Source organism: Streptomyces yatensis (genome assembly GCF_018069625.1).
GTDB lineage: Bacteria > Actinomycetota > Actinomycetes > Streptomycetales > Streptomycetaceae > Streptomyces > Streptomyces yatensis.
Genome location: NZ_CP072941.1, coordinates 7,277,092 through 7,293,455, shown reverse-complemented (window position 1 = coordinate 7,293,455; position 16,364 = coordinate 7,277,092). Strand labels below are relative to the sequence as shown.

At 72.4% G+C, this 16,364-nt stretch carries 18 protein-coding genes; 12 read left to right on the top strand and 6 right to left on the bottom strand.

The window, feature by feature from the left end:
* The first annotated feature begins 53 nt into the window (after positions 1-53).
* A complete protein-coding gene (locus J8403_RS30350) occupies positions 54-215 on the top strand; it encodes a hypothetical protein (RefSeq protein WP_211125955.1) in 162 nt (53 codons plus the stop codon).
* A 291-nt stretch (positions 216-506) separates the two neighbouring features.
* On the opposite strand, the gene J8403_RS30345 is transcribed toward J8403_RS30350, so the two are convergent.
* From J8403_RS30345 to J8403_RS30335, 3 genes are all read right to left on the bottom strand, one after another.
* Positions 507-1,535, bottom strand: a complete 1,029-nt coding sequence (locus tag J8403_RS30345) for a 3-oxoacyl-ACP reductase (protein WP_246586060.1) — start codon at positions 1,533-1,535, stop codon at positions 507-509.
* Positions 1,520-2,605 carry a Zn-dependent alcohol dehydrogenase gene (locus J8403_RS30340; RefSeq protein WP_211125953.1) on the bottom strand — a complete coding sequence of 362 codons (1,086 nt, stop codon included), beginning with the start codon at positions 2,603-2,605 and terminating at the stop codon, positions 1,520-1,522. The genes J8403_RS30345 and J8403_RS30340 overlap by 16 nt, the downstream gene beginning before the upstream one ends.
* A gap of 67 nt (positions 2,606-2,672) precedes the next feature.
* Positions 2,673-3,527 (bottom strand): MaoC/PaaZ C-terminal domain-containing protein, encoded by an 855-nt coding sequence (locus J8403_RS30335; RefSeq protein ID WP_211125952.1) that lies wholly within the window; start codon positions 3,525-3,527, stop codon positions 2,673-2,675.
* 339 nt (positions 3,528-3,866) lie between these two features.
* Between J8403_RS30335 and J8403_RS30330 the strand changes: the two genes are divergently transcribed.
* From J8403_RS30330 to J8403_RS30290, 9 genes are all read left to right on the top strand, one after another.
* On the top strand, positions 3,867-5,072 hold the full coding sequence (locus J8403_RS30330) for a sensor histidine kinase (protein ID WP_211125951.1): 1,206 nt from the start codon (positions 3,867-3,869) through the stop codon (positions 5,070-5,072).
* A gap of 86 nt (positions 5,073-5,158) precedes the next feature.
* Positions 5,159-5,764 (top strand): response regulator transcription factor, encoded by a 606-nt coding sequence (locus J8403_RS30325; protein ID WP_211128505.1) that lies wholly within the window; start codon positions 5,159-5,161, stop codon positions 5,762-5,764.
* 39 nt (positions 5,765-5,803) lie between these two features.
* Positions 5,804-6,088: a hypothetical protein gene (locus J8403_RS30320; protein WP_093461347.1), complete on the top strand. Its 285-nt coding sequence runs from the start codon at positions 5,804-5,806 to the stop codon at positions 6,086-6,088.
* Positions 6,070-6,483 carry a DNA-binding protein gene (locus J8403_RS30315; RefSeq protein ID WP_211125950.1) on the top strand — a complete coding sequence of 138 codons (414 nt, stop codon included), beginning with the start codon at positions 6,070-6,072 and terminating at the stop codon, positions 6,481-6,483. Before J8403_RS30320 ends, J8403_RS30315 begins: the two co-directional genes overlap by 19 nt.
* A 150-nt stretch (positions 6,484-6,633) precedes the next feature.
* Positions 6,634-7,227 carry a class I SAM-dependent methyltransferase gene (locus J8403_RS30310; RefSeq protein ID WP_246586395.1) on the top strand — a complete coding sequence of 198 codons (594 nt, stop codon included), beginning with the start codon at positions 6,634-6,636 and terminating at the stop codon, positions 7,225-7,227.
* Between the two features lie 68 nt (positions 7,228-7,295).
* Positions 7,296-8,243: an N-acetylmuramoyl-L-alanine amidase gene (locus tag J8403_RS30305; protein ID WP_211125948.1), complete on the top strand. Its 948-nt coding sequence runs from the start codon at positions 7,296-7,298 to the stop codon at positions 8,241-8,243.
* Between the two features lie 198 nt (positions 8,244-8,441).
* The gene (locus J8403_RS30300) at positions 8,442-9,242 is read left to right on the top strand and encodes a DUF5336 domain-containing protein (protein ID WP_246586394.1); all 801 of its coding nucleotides are present in this window, start codon (positions 8,442-8,444) and stop codon (positions 9,240-9,242) included.
* A gap of 240 nt (positions 9,243-9,482) precedes the next feature.
* Positions 9,483-10,493: an LLM class F420-dependent oxidoreductase gene (locus tag J8403_RS30295; protein ID WP_211125946.1), complete on the top strand. Its 1,011-nt coding sequence runs from the start codon at positions 9,483-9,485 to the stop codon at positions 10,491-10,493.
* Between the two features lie 67 nt (positions 10,494-10,560).
* Entirely contained in the window at positions 10,561-10,854 is a 294-nt protein-coding gene (locus J8403_RS30290) for a hypothetical protein (RefSeq protein ID WP_043237004.1), read from the top strand.
* Positions 10,855-11,119: 265 nt separating this feature from the next.
* Here the strand turns inward: J8403_RS30290 and J8403_RS30285 are convergent, their stop codons facing one another.
* The 3 genes from J8403_RS30285 to J8403_RS30275 all read right to left on the bottom strand — a co-directional run bounded on the left by J8403_RS30285 (position 11,120) and on the right by J8403_RS30275 (position 14,396).
* Positions 11,120-12,220 (bottom strand): prenyltransferase/squalene oxidase repeat-containing protein, encoded by a 1,101-nt coding sequence (locus tag J8403_RS30285; protein ID WP_211125945.1) that lies wholly within the window; start codon positions 12,218-12,220, stop codon positions 11,120-11,122.
* Positions 12,217-12,960, bottom strand: a complete 744-nt coding sequence (locus J8403_RS30280) for a class I SAM-dependent methyltransferase (protein WP_211125944.1) — start codon at positions 12,958-12,960, stop codon at positions 12,217-12,219. Before J8403_RS30280 ends, J8403_RS30285 begins: the two co-directional genes overlap by 4 nt.
* 98 nt (positions 12,961-13,058) lie before the next feature.
* On the bottom strand, positions 13,059-14,396 hold the full coding sequence (locus J8403_RS30275; protein WP_211125943.1) for a glycosyltransferase family 4 protein: 1,338 nt from the start codon (positions 14,394-14,396) through the stop codon (positions 13,059-13,061).
* Positions 14,397-14,826: 430 nt separating this feature from the next.
* Between J8403_RS30275 and J8403_RS30270 the strand changes: the two genes are divergently transcribed.
* Positions 14,827-15,441: a TetR family transcriptional regulator gene (locus tag J8403_RS30270; RefSeq protein ID WP_093461356.1), complete on the top strand. Its 615-nt coding sequence runs from the start codon at positions 14,827-14,829 to the stop codon at positions 15,439-15,441.
* Between the two features lie 290 nt (positions 15,442-15,731).
* Positions 15,732-16,352 (top strand): response regulator transcription factor, encoded by a 621-nt coding sequence (locus tag J8403_RS30265; protein WP_211125942.1) that lies wholly within the window; start codon positions 15,732-15,734, stop codon positions 16,350-16,352.
* Positions 16,353-16,364: the final 12 nt, after the last annotated feature.

The window sequence follows — 16,364 nt, the reverse complement described above, 5'->3', positions numbered from 1 at the left end:
GGTCAGCCCCCTTCGCACAGTACAAAGCGATCTGACGGGGTGACGTACCCACCATGTCCGAAACCCACATCGACACGACCCAGGCGCGCCCGCGGGGCGCCGCCGCGGCCCAGGCCGATGGCTCTCAGGGCAAGCACCGGGGGCAGGCAGCGTCCGAGGAGTCCCAGGCTCCGGCCAACGGCCGCCACCGACGTCCGAACGAGAACGCCGCCTGAGATTCTCAGGATCTGGGTGTTCCAGGATCTGGGTGTTCCAGGATCTGAGAGTCCCAGGATCTGGGAGTTCCAGGACCGTCGCGAGAACCTCAGGTTCGTCCTCACACAGGGCAGCCAGGCAGCCAGGCCCCCGGGGCGCGTCTCCGATCGCGGGACGGGCTGGATTTCCCGCGGAAGTCCAGCCCGTCCGGCGATCGTGGGGCGCCCCCCGGTTCCGGCCCCAGGATCCCGGCCCGAGCCCCGGCCTGACCCCCGGGCCCCGGGCCCCCACCCCGGCCCCGCCCCCCCCCGTCACCCCCGCTTGAGGCCCAGCACCTCCACCGCCGCGAAGCTCTCCCCGCCCCGCTCCGCGAAGTACGGCGTCAGCACCGCGTCCAGTTCCTCGAAGCCGAAGGCGTCCCCCTTGGCGTCCAGCTTGGTCGCCACCTTCGGCCGCTCCAGGATCGCCACCATGCCGCCGTGCACCACGAACACCTGGCCGCTGACCTTCGCCGCGGCCGGTGAGGCGAGATAGCCGACCAGCGGGGCCGCGTGTTCGGGGGCGAGGGCGTCGAGCCGGCCGTCCTCCGGGAGCTCGAAGTCCGCGAAGACGTCCTCGGTCATCCGGGTGCGGGCGCGCGGGCAGATGACGTTGGCCGTCACCCCGTACTTGGCGAGCGCCACCGCCGTGGAGGTGGTCAGCCCGACGATGCCGCCCTTCGCCGCCGCGTAGTTCGGCTGGCCCGGCGAACCGGCGAGGAACGCCTCCGAGGAGGTGTTGATGATCCGGCCGTGGACCGGGCCGCCCTCCGCCGCCTTGGACCGCTCGCGCCAGTGCGCGGCGGCGAAGCGGATGGTGTTGAAGTGGCCCTTGAGATGGACCCGGATCACCGAGTCCCACTCGTTCTCACTCATCGAGAAGACCATCCGGTCGCGCAGGATGCCCGCGTTGTTGACCAGGATGTCCAGTGCGCCGTAGGTGTCGACCGCGAGCTGGACCAGCTCGCCCGCCTGCGCGAAGTCGCCCACATCGCCCGCATGGGCGGTGGCCCGGCCGCCGGCCGCGCGGATCTCCTCGGCCACCTGCTCGGCGGGGCCGGCCGATGCCTCGCCCGAGCCGTCGCGTCCGCCCTGTCCGTAGTCGTTGACGACGACGTTCGCGCCCAGCCGGGCCAGTTCCAGGGCCTCGGCGCGGCCGAGGCCGCGCCCGGCGCCGGTGACGATCGCGGTCTTCCCGGCCAGCGGGCTCCCATTCAATGGGCTCCCGGCCAGCGGGCTCCCGGCCGGCGCGTTCCCGGTCAGTGGACTCCCCGCCAGGGGGCCCGTCAGATCTCGATGCATGTGCGCAGTGCCTCCCCGCTCCGCATCTGGCCGATCGCCTCGTTGATCTCGCCGAGCCGCACCCGGTGGGTGATCAGCCCTTCGAGGTCGATCCGGCCCGCCCGCCACAGGTCGATGGTGCGCCGGTAGGAGCGGAGCACATCGCCGCCGCCGTAGAGCGAGGGCAGGATCCGCTTCTCGTCGAAGAACAGCTCGAACATGTTGAACTGCAGGAAGTCGTCCAGCGCCCCGGCCCCGACCACGCACAGCGTGCCGCCGCGCCGCGTGATCTCGTAGGCCCGGCGGGCGGTGGCGGAGCGGCCCACGACCTCGAAGACGTAGTCGAAGCCCTCGCCCGCCGTGACGCTGTTCTTGGCGGTGTCGAGGCCGTCCGGCGCCACCGCCTCGGTGGCCCCGAAGCGCAGCGCGGCCTCGCGCCGCGACTCCACCGGGTCGACGGCGACGATCTGCGCGGCGCCCGACGCCCTGGCCCCCTGGATGGCGCTGATGCCCACCCCGCCGCAGCCGATGACCGCGACCGACGAACCGGCCTCCACCCGGGCGGTGTTGAAGACCGCCCCGAGCCCGGTGGTCACTCCGCAGCCGATGAGGGCCGCGATGTCGTACGGGACGTCGTCGGGGATCGGCACGGCGCAAGCCGCGGGGAGGACGATCTCCTCGGCGAAGGTGCCGGTCCCGGACATGCCGAAGAGATCCTGCGAACTGCCGCCGGAGCGCCGGAAGTTGGGGGTTCCCGCGTTCATGAACCCGGTCAGGCACAGCTCGGTCTGACCGCGCTGACAGGCCGGACAGTCGCCGCAGGCGGGCAGCCAGCACACCAGCACCCGGTCCCCGGCGCTCAGCCCGGTCACCCCGTCGCCCACATCGAGGACCTCGCCCGCGCCCTCGTGGCCGGGGATGAACGGCGCGGGCTGCGGCAGCACCCCGGCCATCGCGGAGAGGTCGGAGTGGCACAGCCCGGTGGCCCTCAGCCGCAGCCGGACCTTCCCGGGGCCGAAACCCACCGCCTCGATGTCGTCGAGGACTTCGAGCTTGTCCTGTCCCGTCTCATGCAGTACGGCCGCGCGCACGACGCCTCCTTGGGGATCACACTGGGAACACGCTGGCCCGAGCCCGCCCGAGCCCGCTCGAGCCGGATCAAACGTGGTCGACGACGGTGTCGGTGAGGACCGGCGCGTCGTCCCGCTCGACGGCGGTCGCCGTCACATGGACGCGCCCCTCGTCCCGCCACATCCGCACGCGCAGGGTCTCGCCCGGGTAGACCACCCCGGCGAAGCGGGTGGTGTACGAGCGCACCCGGGCGACGTCCCCGTCCAGCACCGTGTCCACGACCGCCTTGAGCACCATCCCGTACGAGCACAGCCCGTGCAGGATGGGCCGCTCGAACCCCGCGACCTCGGCGAACGCGGGATCGGCGTGGAGCGGGTTCCAGTCCCCGGAGAGCCGGTAGAGCAGCGCCTGGTCCTCGCGGATGGCCCGCTCCACGGTGTGGTCCGGCTCCCGGGCGGGCGGCTCCACACGGTCGGAGGGGCCGCGCTCGCCGCCGAAGCCGCCCTCGCCCCGGGCGAAGATCCGGGTGTCGCAGGTCCACAGCGGGCCGTCCGCGTCGGCGACGTCGGAGCGCAGCACGATGACGGCGGCCTTGCCCTTGTCGTAGACCGCGGCGACCTTCGAGGTCTGGGTGGCCTCCCCGCTGACCGGGATCGGGCGGTGCAGTTCGACGGTCTGGCCGCCGTGCAGTACGGCGGCGAGGTCGACGTCGATCCCGGGGGCGCTCATGCCCCCGGCGACGGCCATACCGCCGCCCGCGACGGTCGCGAAGCTGGGGAGCACATGGAGCCTGCTCTCCAGGGTGTAGCGGAGCTCTTCGGGGTCGGTGGCGGGGATTCCGGCGCCGATGCCCAGGTGGTAGAGCTGGATGTCCTTGTGCCCCCAGGTGAGAGCGGTGCTGCGGGGTTCGGCCGAGATGGCCTTGGCGGCATCGATGGGCATAGGGCGACAGCACTCCTTGGTCCGCTCGCTCGGCCACGGTCCGAAGACCCCGGCCCGCCCGTCCGCACCGTCGGCCGTGCCGGGGTCGTCGCTGGTCGGCCGGGTCGCGTCGCTCGCATGGATATCTAGAACGCGTTCTAGCCGATGGCACCCTGTATAGCCCAATCGCTCCACAGGGGGAAGAGTGCTGACGCTCCATCAGGTGGACATGCGAACCGCCATCGGACGACCTTCGGACAACCGCTGTCCGGGATGGCGAAGGCCCCGGGACAAATGTCACGGCCATCCCCCGACATCCGCATCTGCCCAGCTCATGGGCGCTTCCGTAAGGTCGGACGCATGTATGCCACCGCCGCGCACATCGAGCGCCTCAAGCCGCCGGGCCGCCGCGCCTTTCTGCCCTGGCTCTTCATGCTCTCGGGTGATGTGCAGGCGCTCTTCAAGGGGAAGACCCCCCTGCCCTGGCTCGGCGGCGCCGGGGCGGCGGCCTTCGTCGCGCTCTACGTGACCGCCATCTACACCAGCCTGGACGAGCGCCGCCGCCGCACCAGGGCCCCGCTGCTGGCGCTCGCCGGGCTGGCGGCCGTCACCTACGCGCTGGGCATCGGCTACGCCGGGGACTGGCTGCTGTGCTTCCCGCTGCTGTCACTGGCCTCCGGGATCGTGCTGCGCGGGGGAAAGCGGCCGCTGGGACCGGTCATCCTCGCCCTGTCCGGCTCCGCCGGGATCATCGCCGGGCTCCGCGGCGGCGCCTCGGACTCGCTCACGGTCACGTACGGGACGATCCTGTCCGGCCTGGTGACGGCGGCCATCCTGTCGCTCTTCGAGACCGTGGCCCAGCTCCGCGCCACCCGTCAGGAGCTGGCCCGTACGGCGGTGGAGAAGGAGCGGCTGCGGTTCTCCCGCGATCTGCACGATCTGCTGGGCCACACCATGTCGGTCGTCGTGGTCAAGGCGGAGGCGGTGCGCCGGCTCGCCCCCAAGAACCTGGAGGCGGCGCTGGGACAGGCCGCGGACATCGAGGCGGTCGGGCGGCAGGCGCTCACCGAGATCCGCGAGGCCGTCACCGGCTACCGCGAGGGCAGCCTGGCCACCGAGCTGGACCGGGCCCGCTCGGCGCTGGGCGCCGCCGGTATCGAGGCCGCCGTCCGCCGCTCCGGGCCTCCGCTGGCCCCGCAGACCGAGGCGCTGCTGGGGTGGGTGGTCCGCGAGGGCGTCACCAATGTGGTGCGGCACAGCGGGGCGGCCCGGTGCGAGATCGAGGTCCGCGGCGGCATGGACCGGGTACGGCTGGAGATCACGGACGACGGGGGCGGCGTAGGCTCCCGTGCCACCGGTACGGGGAGCACGGCGAACGGCGAAGCGGCAGCGGGCGCCATCGGCGGTACGGGCCTCAAGGGCCTGGCCGAACGGCTGTCCGCGGCGGGCGGCTCGCTGGAGTCCGGCCCCTGCGGGCGCCGCGGCTTCCGGCTCGTGGCCGAACTGCCGGTGGATACGGAGGAGGATCCGATGGAGGCCGAGGTCAAGGAGGCCCGGACGTCGTGAACGACGCGGACGGTGCGAGCGACACACAGGGCACGCAGGGCACGCAGGGCACGCAGGGCGTGAACGACGCGAAGGGCACGCAGGGCGTGATCAGGCTTCTGCTGGCCGAGGACCAGGGGATGATGCGGGGCGCGCTCGCCCTCCTGCTCGGGCTGGAGGAGGACTTCGAGATCGTCGCGCAGCTCGGGAACGGCGACGAGATCGTGCCCCGGGCCCTGGAGACCCGGCCCGATGTGGCGCTGCTCGACATCGAACTCCCCGGCCGCAACGGTCTGGATGCCGCCGCCGCGCTGCGCGAGGCGCTCCCGGAGTGCCAGGTGCTGATCCTCACCACCTTCGGCCGCCCCGGCTATCTGCGCCGCGCGATGGAGGCGGGCGCGGCCGGCTTCCTGGTCAAGGACGGCCCGGTCGAGGAACTGGCGGTGGCGATCCGCCGGGTCCTGGCCGGTGAGCGCGTCATCGACCCAGGCCTGGCCGCCGCCGCCCTCAGCGCCGGCCCCAACCCGCTGACCCAGCGCGAACGCGATGTGCTCTCGGCGGCGGTGGACGGCGCGACGGTCGCGGACATCGCGGCCAAGGTCCACCTATCCCCCGCCACCGTGCGCAACTACCTCTCCTCGGCCATCGGCAAGACCCAGACCCGCAACCGCATGGAAGCCGTCCGCGCCGCCCGCCAGAACGGCTGGCTGTGACCGCGGACACGATTCCTACTCCTTTGATAATCTCGCCCCATGGACGAGATGCCGTACAGCGTCGGAGAGGGACCGGCCACCAGGGTGAGCCTCTCCCTCCCGGAGGGCACGGCCGAGGCGATTCGCCGCCGGGTCGGCAAGCGGGAGTTCTCCGCGTTCATCACCGAGGCCGTGGAGCGGGAACTGCGCGGTCAGATCCTCGATGAGTACCTGGCCGACTACGAGCGCCGCAAAGGGCCGGTCTCCGAGGACGAGCAGGAGCGGGCGCGACGGGTCTTCGACGAGGTGTTCGCCGAGGAGGGCCAGTGGCCCGCCGCAAGCTGAGCCACGAGGGCACCCTCGTCCTCGACTGTGAGGGCCTCTCGAAGCTTGTGAACGATCACGAGCCCGCGGTCGCCCTGGTCGCGGAAGCCCGCAAGCGCGGCATGGAAGTGGTGATCAGCGCGCTGACCATCATCGAAGCCGCACACCGCCGGACCGACAGGCCGCGGCTGGCCTGGGTTCTGTCGGGCACACGGATCGTGCCCGTCGGCGACGAGGACGCGAAACGCGCCTCCGCACTGCTGATCGCCGCCGGGCTGCACGGACACAAGTACGCCATCGATGCCGCGGTTGCCGAGATGGCACTGCGCCAGCGTCGCCCCGTCGTCATGCTCACCTCGGACCTCGATGACATGACGAAGCTCTGCGGGGAGAAGGTCCGTCTCGTCGCGGTGTAACGGGCAGCCGCGCGACCGGCACCGACCCCTCCCCGGCCTGCCTGGGAGGTCGTACGGGAGGATGGGCCGGTGACTCAGTCTGCTGCTGCCGCCGCGTCCGCGGTTCCCGATCGCACCGTGCTCGACGCCTTCGAGGGGGCGAAGGGGTTCATGCCGCTGGACGAGGGGCTGGCGCTGTATGCCGCGGCCGTTGAGGTCGCGGCGCCGGGGCTGCCGCTGCTCGAGGTCGGTACGTACTGCGGGCGCTCCACCATTCTGCTGGCCGACGCCGCCCGCGCGGCGGGGACGGTCGTCGTGACCGTGGACCACCACCGGGGCTCGGAGGAGCAGCAGCCGGGGTGGGAGTACCACGACCCGGAGGTGGTCGACCCGGAGGTGGGGCGGATGGACACGCTGCCCACCTTCCGCCGCACGCTCCACCGGGCGGGCCTGGAGGACCATGTCATCGCCGTGGTCGGGCGGTCGCCGCGGGTCGCGGCGGTGTGGGGGCGGCCGGTGGGGCTGGTGTTCATCGACGGCGGGCACACCGATGAGCATGCGAACGCCGACTACGAGGGCTGGGCGCCGCACGTGGCACCGGACGGGCTGCTGGTGATCCACGACGTCTTCCCGGACCCGGCCGACGGCGGGCAGGCGCCGTACCGGATCTACCGTCGCGCGCTCGGCTCCGGCGCGTTCGCCGAGGTTTCCGCGACCCGCTCGCTGCGCGTACTGCGCCGCACCGCGACCGCCCCGGCCGCCTGAGCCGCGTAAGGCGGCCGTAGCGCGGGACCGGGCAACGGCGCGGCGGCGGCACGACTACCATCGCCCGCGTGTCCAACGGCAGCTTTCCTCCTGAGCCCGGTCGCCGCGGCGGCACCCTCGCCATCGTTCTGGCGGCGCTGATACCTGCCTGCTTCGCCGGCTGGCTGCTGTGGAGTTCGGTAGGAGACGCGAAGGACGACGGCACGGAGGGGGCGGGCGCGCCCACGACCTCCTCGACGTCCTCCCCCTCGCCCCCGTCGTCCGGTGCGCCCGTCGCGCCCTCGCCGCCGACGCCGTCCGGAGACGCGTCCGGAAAGCAGCAGCCCGGAAAGCAGTCCGGAAAGCCCCTCGCGGGCAAGGTCGTCGTCCTCGACCCCGGCCACAATCCGAACAACCGCGACCACCCCTCACAGATCGCCCGGCTCGTGGACATCGGCACCGACGAGAAGGAGTGCGACACCACCGGCACGGCCACCAACTCCGGCTACGCCGAGGCGTCCTTCACCCTCGATGTGGCGCGCCGCGCCCGCACCCTGCTCGAAGCGCGCGGCGCCATGGTGCGGTTCACCCAGGACGGCGACCGGCCGTACGGGCCGTGTGTGGACGAGCGCGCGGAGATCGGGAACAAGGCCCACGCCGACGCCGTGGTCTCCGTGCACGCGGACGGCGCTGCCGCCGGGGAGCGCGGCTTCCATGTGATCCTGCCCAAGTCCGTCCGCGGCGGCGGCGCGGACACCTCCGCCATCACCGCCCCCTCCCGCCGGCTCGGCGAGCGGCTGCTCAGCCGGTTCGCCCAGGCCACCGGCAGCGAGCCCGCGCAGTACATCGCCGACGGCAGCGGGCTGGACGTGCGGGGCGATCTGGGCGGGCTCAACCTCTCCACCGTCCCCAAGGTGTTCATCGAGTGCGGCAATATGCGCGACTCCCAGGACGCCGCCGAACTGACCGACAAGGCCTGGCGCGAGCGCGCGGCGGACGGTGTCGCACAGGGCATTACGGACTTCTTGAACGAGTAGCGCTCCCACAACCGAACGGGAGGTCACGAGCGGGATACCGATGGGCCACCCCCGGTCTCCGCAGGCAGATTCACCCGTACGATGGGGCCCACCCCCGACGCCTTCGCGCCACGCGCCTGGCGGCAGCGCTACGTTAAGACGAAACCGACAAAGGACCTCACGTTGAACATCCGCTCGCTCACTCGAGGCGACGGCGTGGTGATCGGAGCAGCGGTGCTGCTGTTCATCGCCTCCTTCCTCGACTTCTACACCAACGACTGCGGCGGCAGCAGCTTCTGCCAGGACGCCGGTGTGAACGGATGGAAGTCCGACTTCTTCCCCGTACTGCCGTCGATCTTCCTGGCCGGTGTGATCGCCGCGGCGCTCATCGTCGCCGCGCGTTTCCAGCCCGCGCCCCGCAACCTCTTCGGGCTCTCGCTCGACCAGTGGGGCACGGCGCTCGCGGTCTTCGCGGCCTGGAGCTCGCTGTGGACGATCATCGGTGGCCCGGAGGGGGTCGACAAGGGCGTCGGACAGATCCTCGGCCTGATCGCCACGCTGGCGATGGCGGCGGTCGCGCTGCTCACCCAGCGCGTCCCGGCCCTGAAGGCCCCGCTGGTGAACGCCTCCGGCCCGGCCCCGTCCCCGTACGGCGCCCAGGGCCCGCAGCCGGGGTACGGCTACCCGGGTGGTGCCCAGCCCGGCGCCCCCGCGCCGTACGGCGCCCAGCCCGGTCAGCCGCAGCCGGGGCAGCCGCAGCCCGGCCAGTCCTTCGGCGGCCAGCCCGCCCCGGCCCCGGCTCCGGGGCCCTCGGGCGGCGGGGACTTCGCCCCGTTCTGGTTCGCGGTGCCGGTGGCCCGCCCGCTGTACGCCGAGGACGGTTCGTCGAGCACCATCGCCGAACTGGCGCCCGGCACCTGGTACCTCGCGGTGGAGCAGCGCGGTCAGGCGCTGGTCGCCCAGACGCAGGACGGCCGTCGCGGCGTGCTGCAGGACACCACGGGGATCCAGCGCGGCTGAGCCGAGCCGCGCCGCGCGTTCCCTGACGCGCCTCCGCGCGCGTCACGCATGACGCGCCCCCGCGCGCGTCGCGCATGACCGCGCGTCGCGCATGACCGCCGACGGCCCCTCGCCCGTAACGCTCGGGCGAGGGGCCGTTGCCATGTGCGCCCCCGGCCCGTACAGTCCGGCCGGTGCGGCTGACGGCTGACCTGCTGTCAGTCGCCTCTCCACCCTGTCCGGCGGAACGAGGGGGCTTCCATGCGGCTCGGTCTGGCGCTCGGCTACTGGGGCCGCGGCCCCGACCCCCGCCATCTGGAACTCGCCCAGGAGGCGGAGCGGCTGGGCTACCACTCGGTGTGGACCGCCGAGTCCTGGGGCTCGGACGCCTTCACCCCGCTCACCTGGCTCGCCGCGCACACCACCCGGATCGCGCTGGGCACGGCGGTCGCCCAGATGGCCGCCCGCACCCCCACCGCCACCGCGATGCAGGCCCTCACCCTGGACCATCTCTCCGGCGGCCGGATGATGCTGGGGCTGGGGCTGTCCGGACCGCAGGTGGTCGAGGGCTGGTACGGACGCCCGTTCCCCAAGAGCCCGCTGACGGCGACCCGTGAGTATGTCGAGGTCATCCGGCAGGTGCTGGGCCGTGCGGCGCCGGTGCGGCTCGACGGGCGCTACCACCCGCATCCGTACGCCGGTCCGGACGCCACGGGTCTCGGCAAGCCGCTGAAGCCCATCGTCCATCCGCTCCGCGCCGATCTGCCGGTGCTGCTCGGGGCCGAGGGGCCCAAGAACATCGCCCAGACCGTGCGCATCGCCGACGGCTGGCTGCCGCTGTACTGGTCGCCGTCGCGGACGGAGCTCTACCAGGAGACCCTGGCCGACGCGCGGGACGGCTTCATGGTGGCGCCGATGACCCAGGTGCGGGTGTGCACCGATGTGGCGGAGGGGCTGAAGCCGGTGAAGGCGATGCTCGGCTTCTACATCGGCGGGATGGGTCACGCGGCCCGCAATTTCCACGCCGACCTGATGGCCCGTTTCGGCTACGAGGCCGAGGCGCGCCGGGTGCAGGAGCTGTTCCTGGCGGGCCGGCGGGCGGAGGCGATCGAGGCGGTGCCGGACGCCTTCGCCGATGAGATCTCGCTGGTCGGGCCGCGTGAGCGGATCGCGGAGCGGCTGGAGTTGTGGCGCAAGGGCCCGATCACGGATCTGCTGGCGCTGGCGCCGGATCCGCAGACCTTGCGGGTGCTGGCGGAGCTGGCGGGCTGAGCGCCTCTCGTACGGGTGTGCGGCCGCACTTTAGTTTGGCTCCGCGGAGGCGGGCAACACGTGAGGCATGTCACGAAGTTATCGCCACGGAAGCAACCAGGCGGCGACCGTCGTGGCGGTCGTCGCGGACGTCATGGCCGTCATCCTCGGCCTCTGGATTCTGTTCGCCCTTCTCGACGCGAACCGCGCCAACGACCTCGTCACGGTGGTCCATGACGCGGCGAGCTGGCTCGCGAGCTGGTCCCATGACCTGTTCACCATGGACACGGACTGGCTGCGGACCGTCCTCAACTACGGCCTGCCGGCCGTGGTGTACCTCTTCATCGGGCACGCGATCGCGGGGCGGTTGCGGCGCGGCTAGGGGCCGTCCGACGGATCGTGGCGCCTGCGGCGCGTCTTTCCCCTCCCCGCCCCTTCCCGAAACCGGGGCTTCGCCCCAGACCCCGAGGTCTGGAGCGAAGCCCCTGCCACACGGCGGAGCCGCACATCGACTCAACCCCGCCCCCTCAGGGCGCACCGACATGCGGCTCCACCGCATGCGGAACGTCGCCCCTGAACCCCGGGGCCTGGGGCAGAGCCCCAGTTTCGGGAAGGGGCGGGCAGGGGAACAACCCGCCGGCCACCGCCTAGGCGCAGCAGTCCGAGTCCAGCCCCCTCGGCAGCCCCTCGCCGCCGAAGACGGCCGTGGTCGCCTCGTCGCCGCCCAGGGCCGCCACGGCGAGCAGTAGCGACCCGGCGGTCCAGGTGGTGCGCTCCTCCGGCCAGACCGCGTCGTCCTCGAAGACGTAGCCCGTCCAGTACATCCCGTCCTCGGCCCGCAGCGGCCGCTGGATCCAGCGCAGGATGTCCACCGCGTGGTCGGACTCCCCCATCGCCCAGAGCGCGAGCGCCAGTTCGCAGCTCTCGCCGCCGGTGACCCAGGGGTTGGGCGAGACACAGCGCACCCCGAGCCCCGGGACCACGAAGCGGTCCCAGCCCTCCTCGATGCGCTCCTTGGCGGCGGCGCCGGTGAGGGCGCCGCCGAGGATCGGGTAGTACCAGTCCATCGAGTAGCGGTGCTTGTCGAGGAACCGTTCGGGGTGGCGGCGTATGGCATGGCCGAGCAGCCCCGCCGACAGCTCCCAGTCGGGCTGGGGCTCCTCGCGGTGCTCGGCGATGGCCAGGGCGCAGCGCAGCGCCTGGTAGACGGAGGAGGAGCCGGTCAGCAGGGCGTCGGGGTCGATGGTGCCGTCGGCGGCGCGCCGCCAGCCGATCTGGCCGCCGCTCTGCTGCATGCCGAGGACGAACTCGACGGCGGCGAAGACGGTGGGCCAGATCCCGTCGAGGAAGGCGTCGTCGCCGGTGGAGAGGTAGTGGTGCCAGGCGCCGACCGCGACGTAGGCGCAGAAGTTGCTCTCCCGGCCGCGGTCGGTGGGGTCGGCGGCGGCCACGCCGTCCGGGGTGTCGGGGTAGGCCGCGTACCAGGAGCCGTCGGGGTTCTGGTGCCGGGCCAGCCAGCGGTAGGCGGCCGTGGCGCGCTCGTGCTCGCCCGCCGCGTCCAGCGCCATCGCGGCCTCGATGTGGTCCCAGGGGTCGAGGTGGTGGCCGCGGAACCACGGTATGGCGCCGTCCGGGTGCTGGACGGCGGCGATGGACTCGACCGTGCTCAGCACCTGCTCGGGGCTGAGCACGCCGGGCAGCGCGAGCCGTTCGGTGCGGGGGCCGGGGCGCGGTCCGAGCGCCGTCACGCCTGGTCCTCGCGCGGGGCGTGGGGCTTGGTCGCGTAGGCCACGAAGCTCTTGCCGACGATCGGGTTCAGCGCGCGCTCGGCGAGCCGGGTGGCCAGCGGCTTCTTCATGATGTCCCACACCAGCAGCTTGTGGTACGCGCGCACCGGCAACGGCGCCTCATCACCGTCCTTGTCGACTCCGAACGCGCACTTGAGCCACCAGTACGGGCTGTGCAGCGCGTGTGCGTGATGGGTGCCGTACGGCCGCAGCCCGGCCTCGCGCATCTTCTCCAGCAGCTCATCGGCGCGGTAGATGCGGATATGGCCGCCCTCGACCTCGTGGTAGGCGTCCGACAGCGCCCAGCAGACCTTCTCGGGGCCGTAGCGCGGCACGGTGACGGCGATCCGGCCGCCGGGCCTGAGCACCCGCACCATCTCGGCGAGCACGCCCTTGTCGTCGGGTATGTGCTCCATCACCTCGGAGATGATGACCACGTCGAAGCTGTCGTCGGGGAAGGGCAGGGCGAGGGCGTCGCCCTCCATGGCGGTGGCCGTGGCGCCCGCCGGGGCCTCACCGGCCTCCTTCATGGCGGCGAACCACTTGGCGACCTCGCGTATCTCCTCGCCGTTCTGGTCGAGCGCGACGACCTGGGCGCCGCGCCGGTAGCACTCGAAGGCGTGCCGGCCGGCGCCGCAGCCGAGGTCGAGGACGCGATCGCCGGGGGCGAGGGGGAAGCGGGAGAAATCGACGGTCAGCACGGGGGTCTGCTTTCGTCCGGCGGGTTCGTGGGGCGGGAGGGGCAGGGGCGGGGCTCAGCGGCGGGCAGGAGGGACAGGGAGCGAGGCGGGGGCGGGGCTCAGCGGCGGGCGGCCGGCGCGGATACGCCGATGGCCCGGCGGTACTGCTCGACGGTGCCGCGCGCGGCCTGTTCCCAGGTGAAGCGGCGCAGCACCCGTTCACGGCCCGCGGCGCCCAGCCGTCGTCGGAGGTCGGCGTCGCCCAGCAGCCGGATCAGGGCCGCGGCGAGCGCGTCGGCGTCGCCGGGCGGTACGGCCAGACAGGTCTCGCCGTCGGGTCCGGCGACCTCGGGGATCGCACCGCCGGTGGTGGCGACCAGCGGGGTGCCGGTGGCCATGGCCTCGGCGGCGGGCAGCGAGAACCCCTCGTACAGGGAGGGCACACAGGCGATCTGGGCGCCGCGCACCAGGTCCACCAGTTCGGCGTCGCTGATGCCCTTGACGAACTCGACGGCGTCCTCGAGGCCGTGGCGCGCCATGGTGGTGGCCACCGGCCCCTCCTGCGGCCGCTTGCCGACGACGACCAGATGGGCCTCGGGGTTCTCGGCGCGGACCTTGGCGAGCGCCTCGATCAGATACACCAGGCCCTTGAGCGGCACATCCGCGCTCGAGGTGGTGACGATGCGGCCGGGGGTCACGGGGACGGCGGGGTCGGGCGAGAAGAGCCCGGTGTCGGCGCCGATGTGCACCACATGGATGCGGTCCGGCCGCACCCCGAGGTCCTCGACGATCTCCCGGCGGGAGGAGCCGGAGACGGTGAGCACCGAGGGCAGCCGCCGGGCCACCCGCTTCTGCATCCGGGTGAAGCCGTACCAGCGGCGCACGGAGAACCGGCGCTTCCAGCCGTCGGCGGCCTCCAGCTCCAGCTGCCGGTCGACGGTGATCGGGTGGTGGATGGTGGTGACCAGCGGGAAGCCGAGCCGGTCCAGGCCCAGCAGCCCGTATCCCAGGGTCTGGTTGTCGTGGACGACGTCGAACTGGCCGAGGCGCGCGGCGAGATGGCGGCGGGCGCGCAGGCTGAAGGTGAGCGGCTCGGGGAAGCCGCCGGTCCACATGGTGGAGACCTCCAGGGCGTCGACCCAGTCCCGGTACTCCTCGCGCCGGGGCGTACGGAACGGGTCGGGCTGGCGGTAGAGGTCGAGGCTGGGCAGCTGGGTGAGGGTGACGCCGTCCTCGGCGTCCAGCACCGGATACGGCTGGGCGCCGATGACCTCGACGGTGTGGCCGAGCCGGGCGAGCTCCCGGGAGAGATGGCGCACATAGACGCCCTGGCCCCCGCAGAATGGATTCCCCTTGTAGCTGAGCAGGGCGATGCGCAGCGGCCGTTCGTCGGTGGCGGTGGGGGGTGCTGCTCGAAGCGGGTCGGCCCCGGTCTCCTGCGCGGCCTCTGCGGTCACTCGCGCCCCCTCCTTGGTGCAGTTCAGCGGGAGCGTATCCGCTTCCGTTTATCTAGAACAAGTTTCACTAGCGCATCCCCTGAGGAGTCACGAAGATACCTGCCCCACATGGCCGCTCCAGGGCCGGGGCGGGTGATCCCTACCACTCGGTAGCCAGGGCGCCGGGAAGAAGTTGGCGACCGGCGTGTGCACCGGGCGGGCCGCCCGCCGACCCGGCCGCGGGCACCACCCGGGTGCCGCGCGGCGACAACCCGCCCCAACTGCCGCGACAGCAACCTGCCTCAACTGCGCGGACACGGGCGCTTCGGGGAGGACCCGCGCTAGCCTAGAACGAGTTCCAGTGACTCGCGGGCCCCGGACCCGCCCTGCCACCATGCACCATGTCCGCTTGCCGCCGACCCGCACACGCAACACATTCGAAGTGGGACACATGACCGCAGAAGTCAAGCCAGCCGCCCTGCAGCTGACCGAGCGGCAGGAGGCGCGCCGCCGGCGCATCCTGCACGCCAGCGCCCGGTTGGCCAGCCGAGGCGGCTTCGACGCGGTCCAGATGCGCGAGGTCGCGGAGAACTCTGGAGTGGCGCTCGGCACCCTCTACCGCTACTTCCCCTCCAAGGTCCATCTGCTGGTCGCGACGATGCAGGACCAGCTGCAGCATATGCATGAGACGTTGCGCAAGAGGCCGCCGACCGAGGAGGAGCCGGCCGCCCGGGTCGCCCAGACCCTGATGCGCGCCTTCCGCGCCCTGCAGCGCGAGCCCCATCTGGCCGACGCGATGGTGCGCGCCCTCACCTTCGCCGACCGGTCGGTCAGCCCGGAGGTGGACACGGTCTCCCGGCTCACCACCGCGATCATCCTGGACGCCATGGGCCTGGACGACTCCCCGACGCCCGAGCAGCTCTCCGCGGTCCGCGTCATCGAGCACACCTGGCATTCGGCGCTGATCACCTGGCTCTCGGGGCGCGCCTCGATCGCCCAGGTCAAGATCGACATCGAGACCGTCTGCCGGCTGATCGACCTCACGGCCCCCGCCCCGGCCCGGTAACCGGGCGCAGCGCACACCGGGGTCGGGCGTACCGCACATCAAGGACGGGCGTACCGCATATCCACGACGGGCGTACCGCATACCAAGGCCGGGCGTACCGCACATCAGGGGCGCATGGGCCAATTCCTGCGCCCCTTCGAGCTTCCGGACGTGGTTTGTGCGCCCTTGCGCCCCCTCTTGGCTCAAATTCCGCGTTCACGCCCTGCCCAATCCCGGTATTCATGAACGGCGCGCGACAGAGCGACAACGGCGCGCGACGAGAGAACGCATCGTGGGGGGTGGAGAAGTTCGTGATCAGGTTACTTCTGGTACACGAGTCAGGGCTGCTGCGATCGGCCCTGGCCTCGGTCATAGGGGCCGAACCAGACATCGAGGCGGCCGCGTGTGCCTGGCGCGACGCGCGTAGCAGAGCTCGTTCCATGGAGCCACAGGTGTGCGTGGTGGACACGGATTGCCCGGCGGCCGACAAGGCGGCACGCAAGGGCGAGTGGGGGAAGTTCGTGGCGTCCGCCTCTGGGGAGGGCGGGGACTGCGGGCTTCTGGTGCTGGTCAACTCGGAGCGGCCGGGCCCACTGCGCCGCGCCCATGAGGCCCGGGCGCTGGGGTACGTCGACAAGGACGCCCCACCGCAGCGGCTGATCGAGGCCATCCGGCGGGTGGCACGGAAGGAGCGCTATGTCGACGACGCGCTGGGCTACGGCTTCCTCCAGGCGGCCAAGATCCCGCTGACCGAGCGCGAGCTGGGCGTGCTGTCCCTGGCCGCCGACGGCGCCTCCATCTCGGAGATCGCCCGTACGCTCCATCTGTCCACCGGGACGATCCGCAACTACCTGGCCGCGATCACCCGGAAGACCGGGGCGCGCAACCGCGTGGACGCCATACGGATATCCCAGTGCGAGGGCTGGGTCTGACCGCTGCCGACG

Coding starts and splice junctions, on each gene's coding strand:
- J8403_RS30350 (WP_211125955.1), top strand. CDS start 54: ATGTCCGAAACCCACATCGACACGACCCAGGCGCGCCCGCGGGGCGCC.
- J8403_RS30345 (WP_246586060.1), bottom strand. CDS start 1,535: ATGCATCGAGATCTGACGGGCCCCCTGGCGGGGAGTCCACTGACCGGG.
- J8403_RS30335 (WP_211125952.1), bottom strand. CDS start 3,527: ATGCCCATCGATGCCGCCAAGGCCATCTCGGCCGAACCCCGCAGCACC.
- J8403_RS30330 (WP_211125951.1), top strand. CDS start 3,867: ATGTATGCCACCGCCGCGCACATCGAGCGCCTCAAGCCGCCGGGCCGC.
- J8403_RS30320 (WP_093461347.1), top strand. CDS start 5,804: ATGGACGAGATGCCGTACAGCGTCGGAGAGGGACCGGCCACCAGGGTG.
- J8403_RS30310 (WP_246586395.1), top strand. CDS start 6,634: ATGCCGCTGGACGAGGGGCTGGCGCTGTATGCCGCGGCCGTTGAGGTC.
- J8403_RS30295 (WP_211125946.1), top strand. CDS start 9,483: ATGCGGCTCGGTCTGGCGCTCGGCTACTGGGGCCGCGGCCCCGACCCC.
- J8403_RS30290 (WP_043237004.1), top strand. CDS start 10,561: ATGTCACGAAGTTATCGCCACGGAAGCAACCAGGCGGCGACCGTCGTG.
- J8403_RS30270 (WP_093461356.1), top strand. CDS start 14,827: ATGACCGCAGAAGTCAAGCCAGCCGCCCTGCAGCTGACCGAGCGGCAG.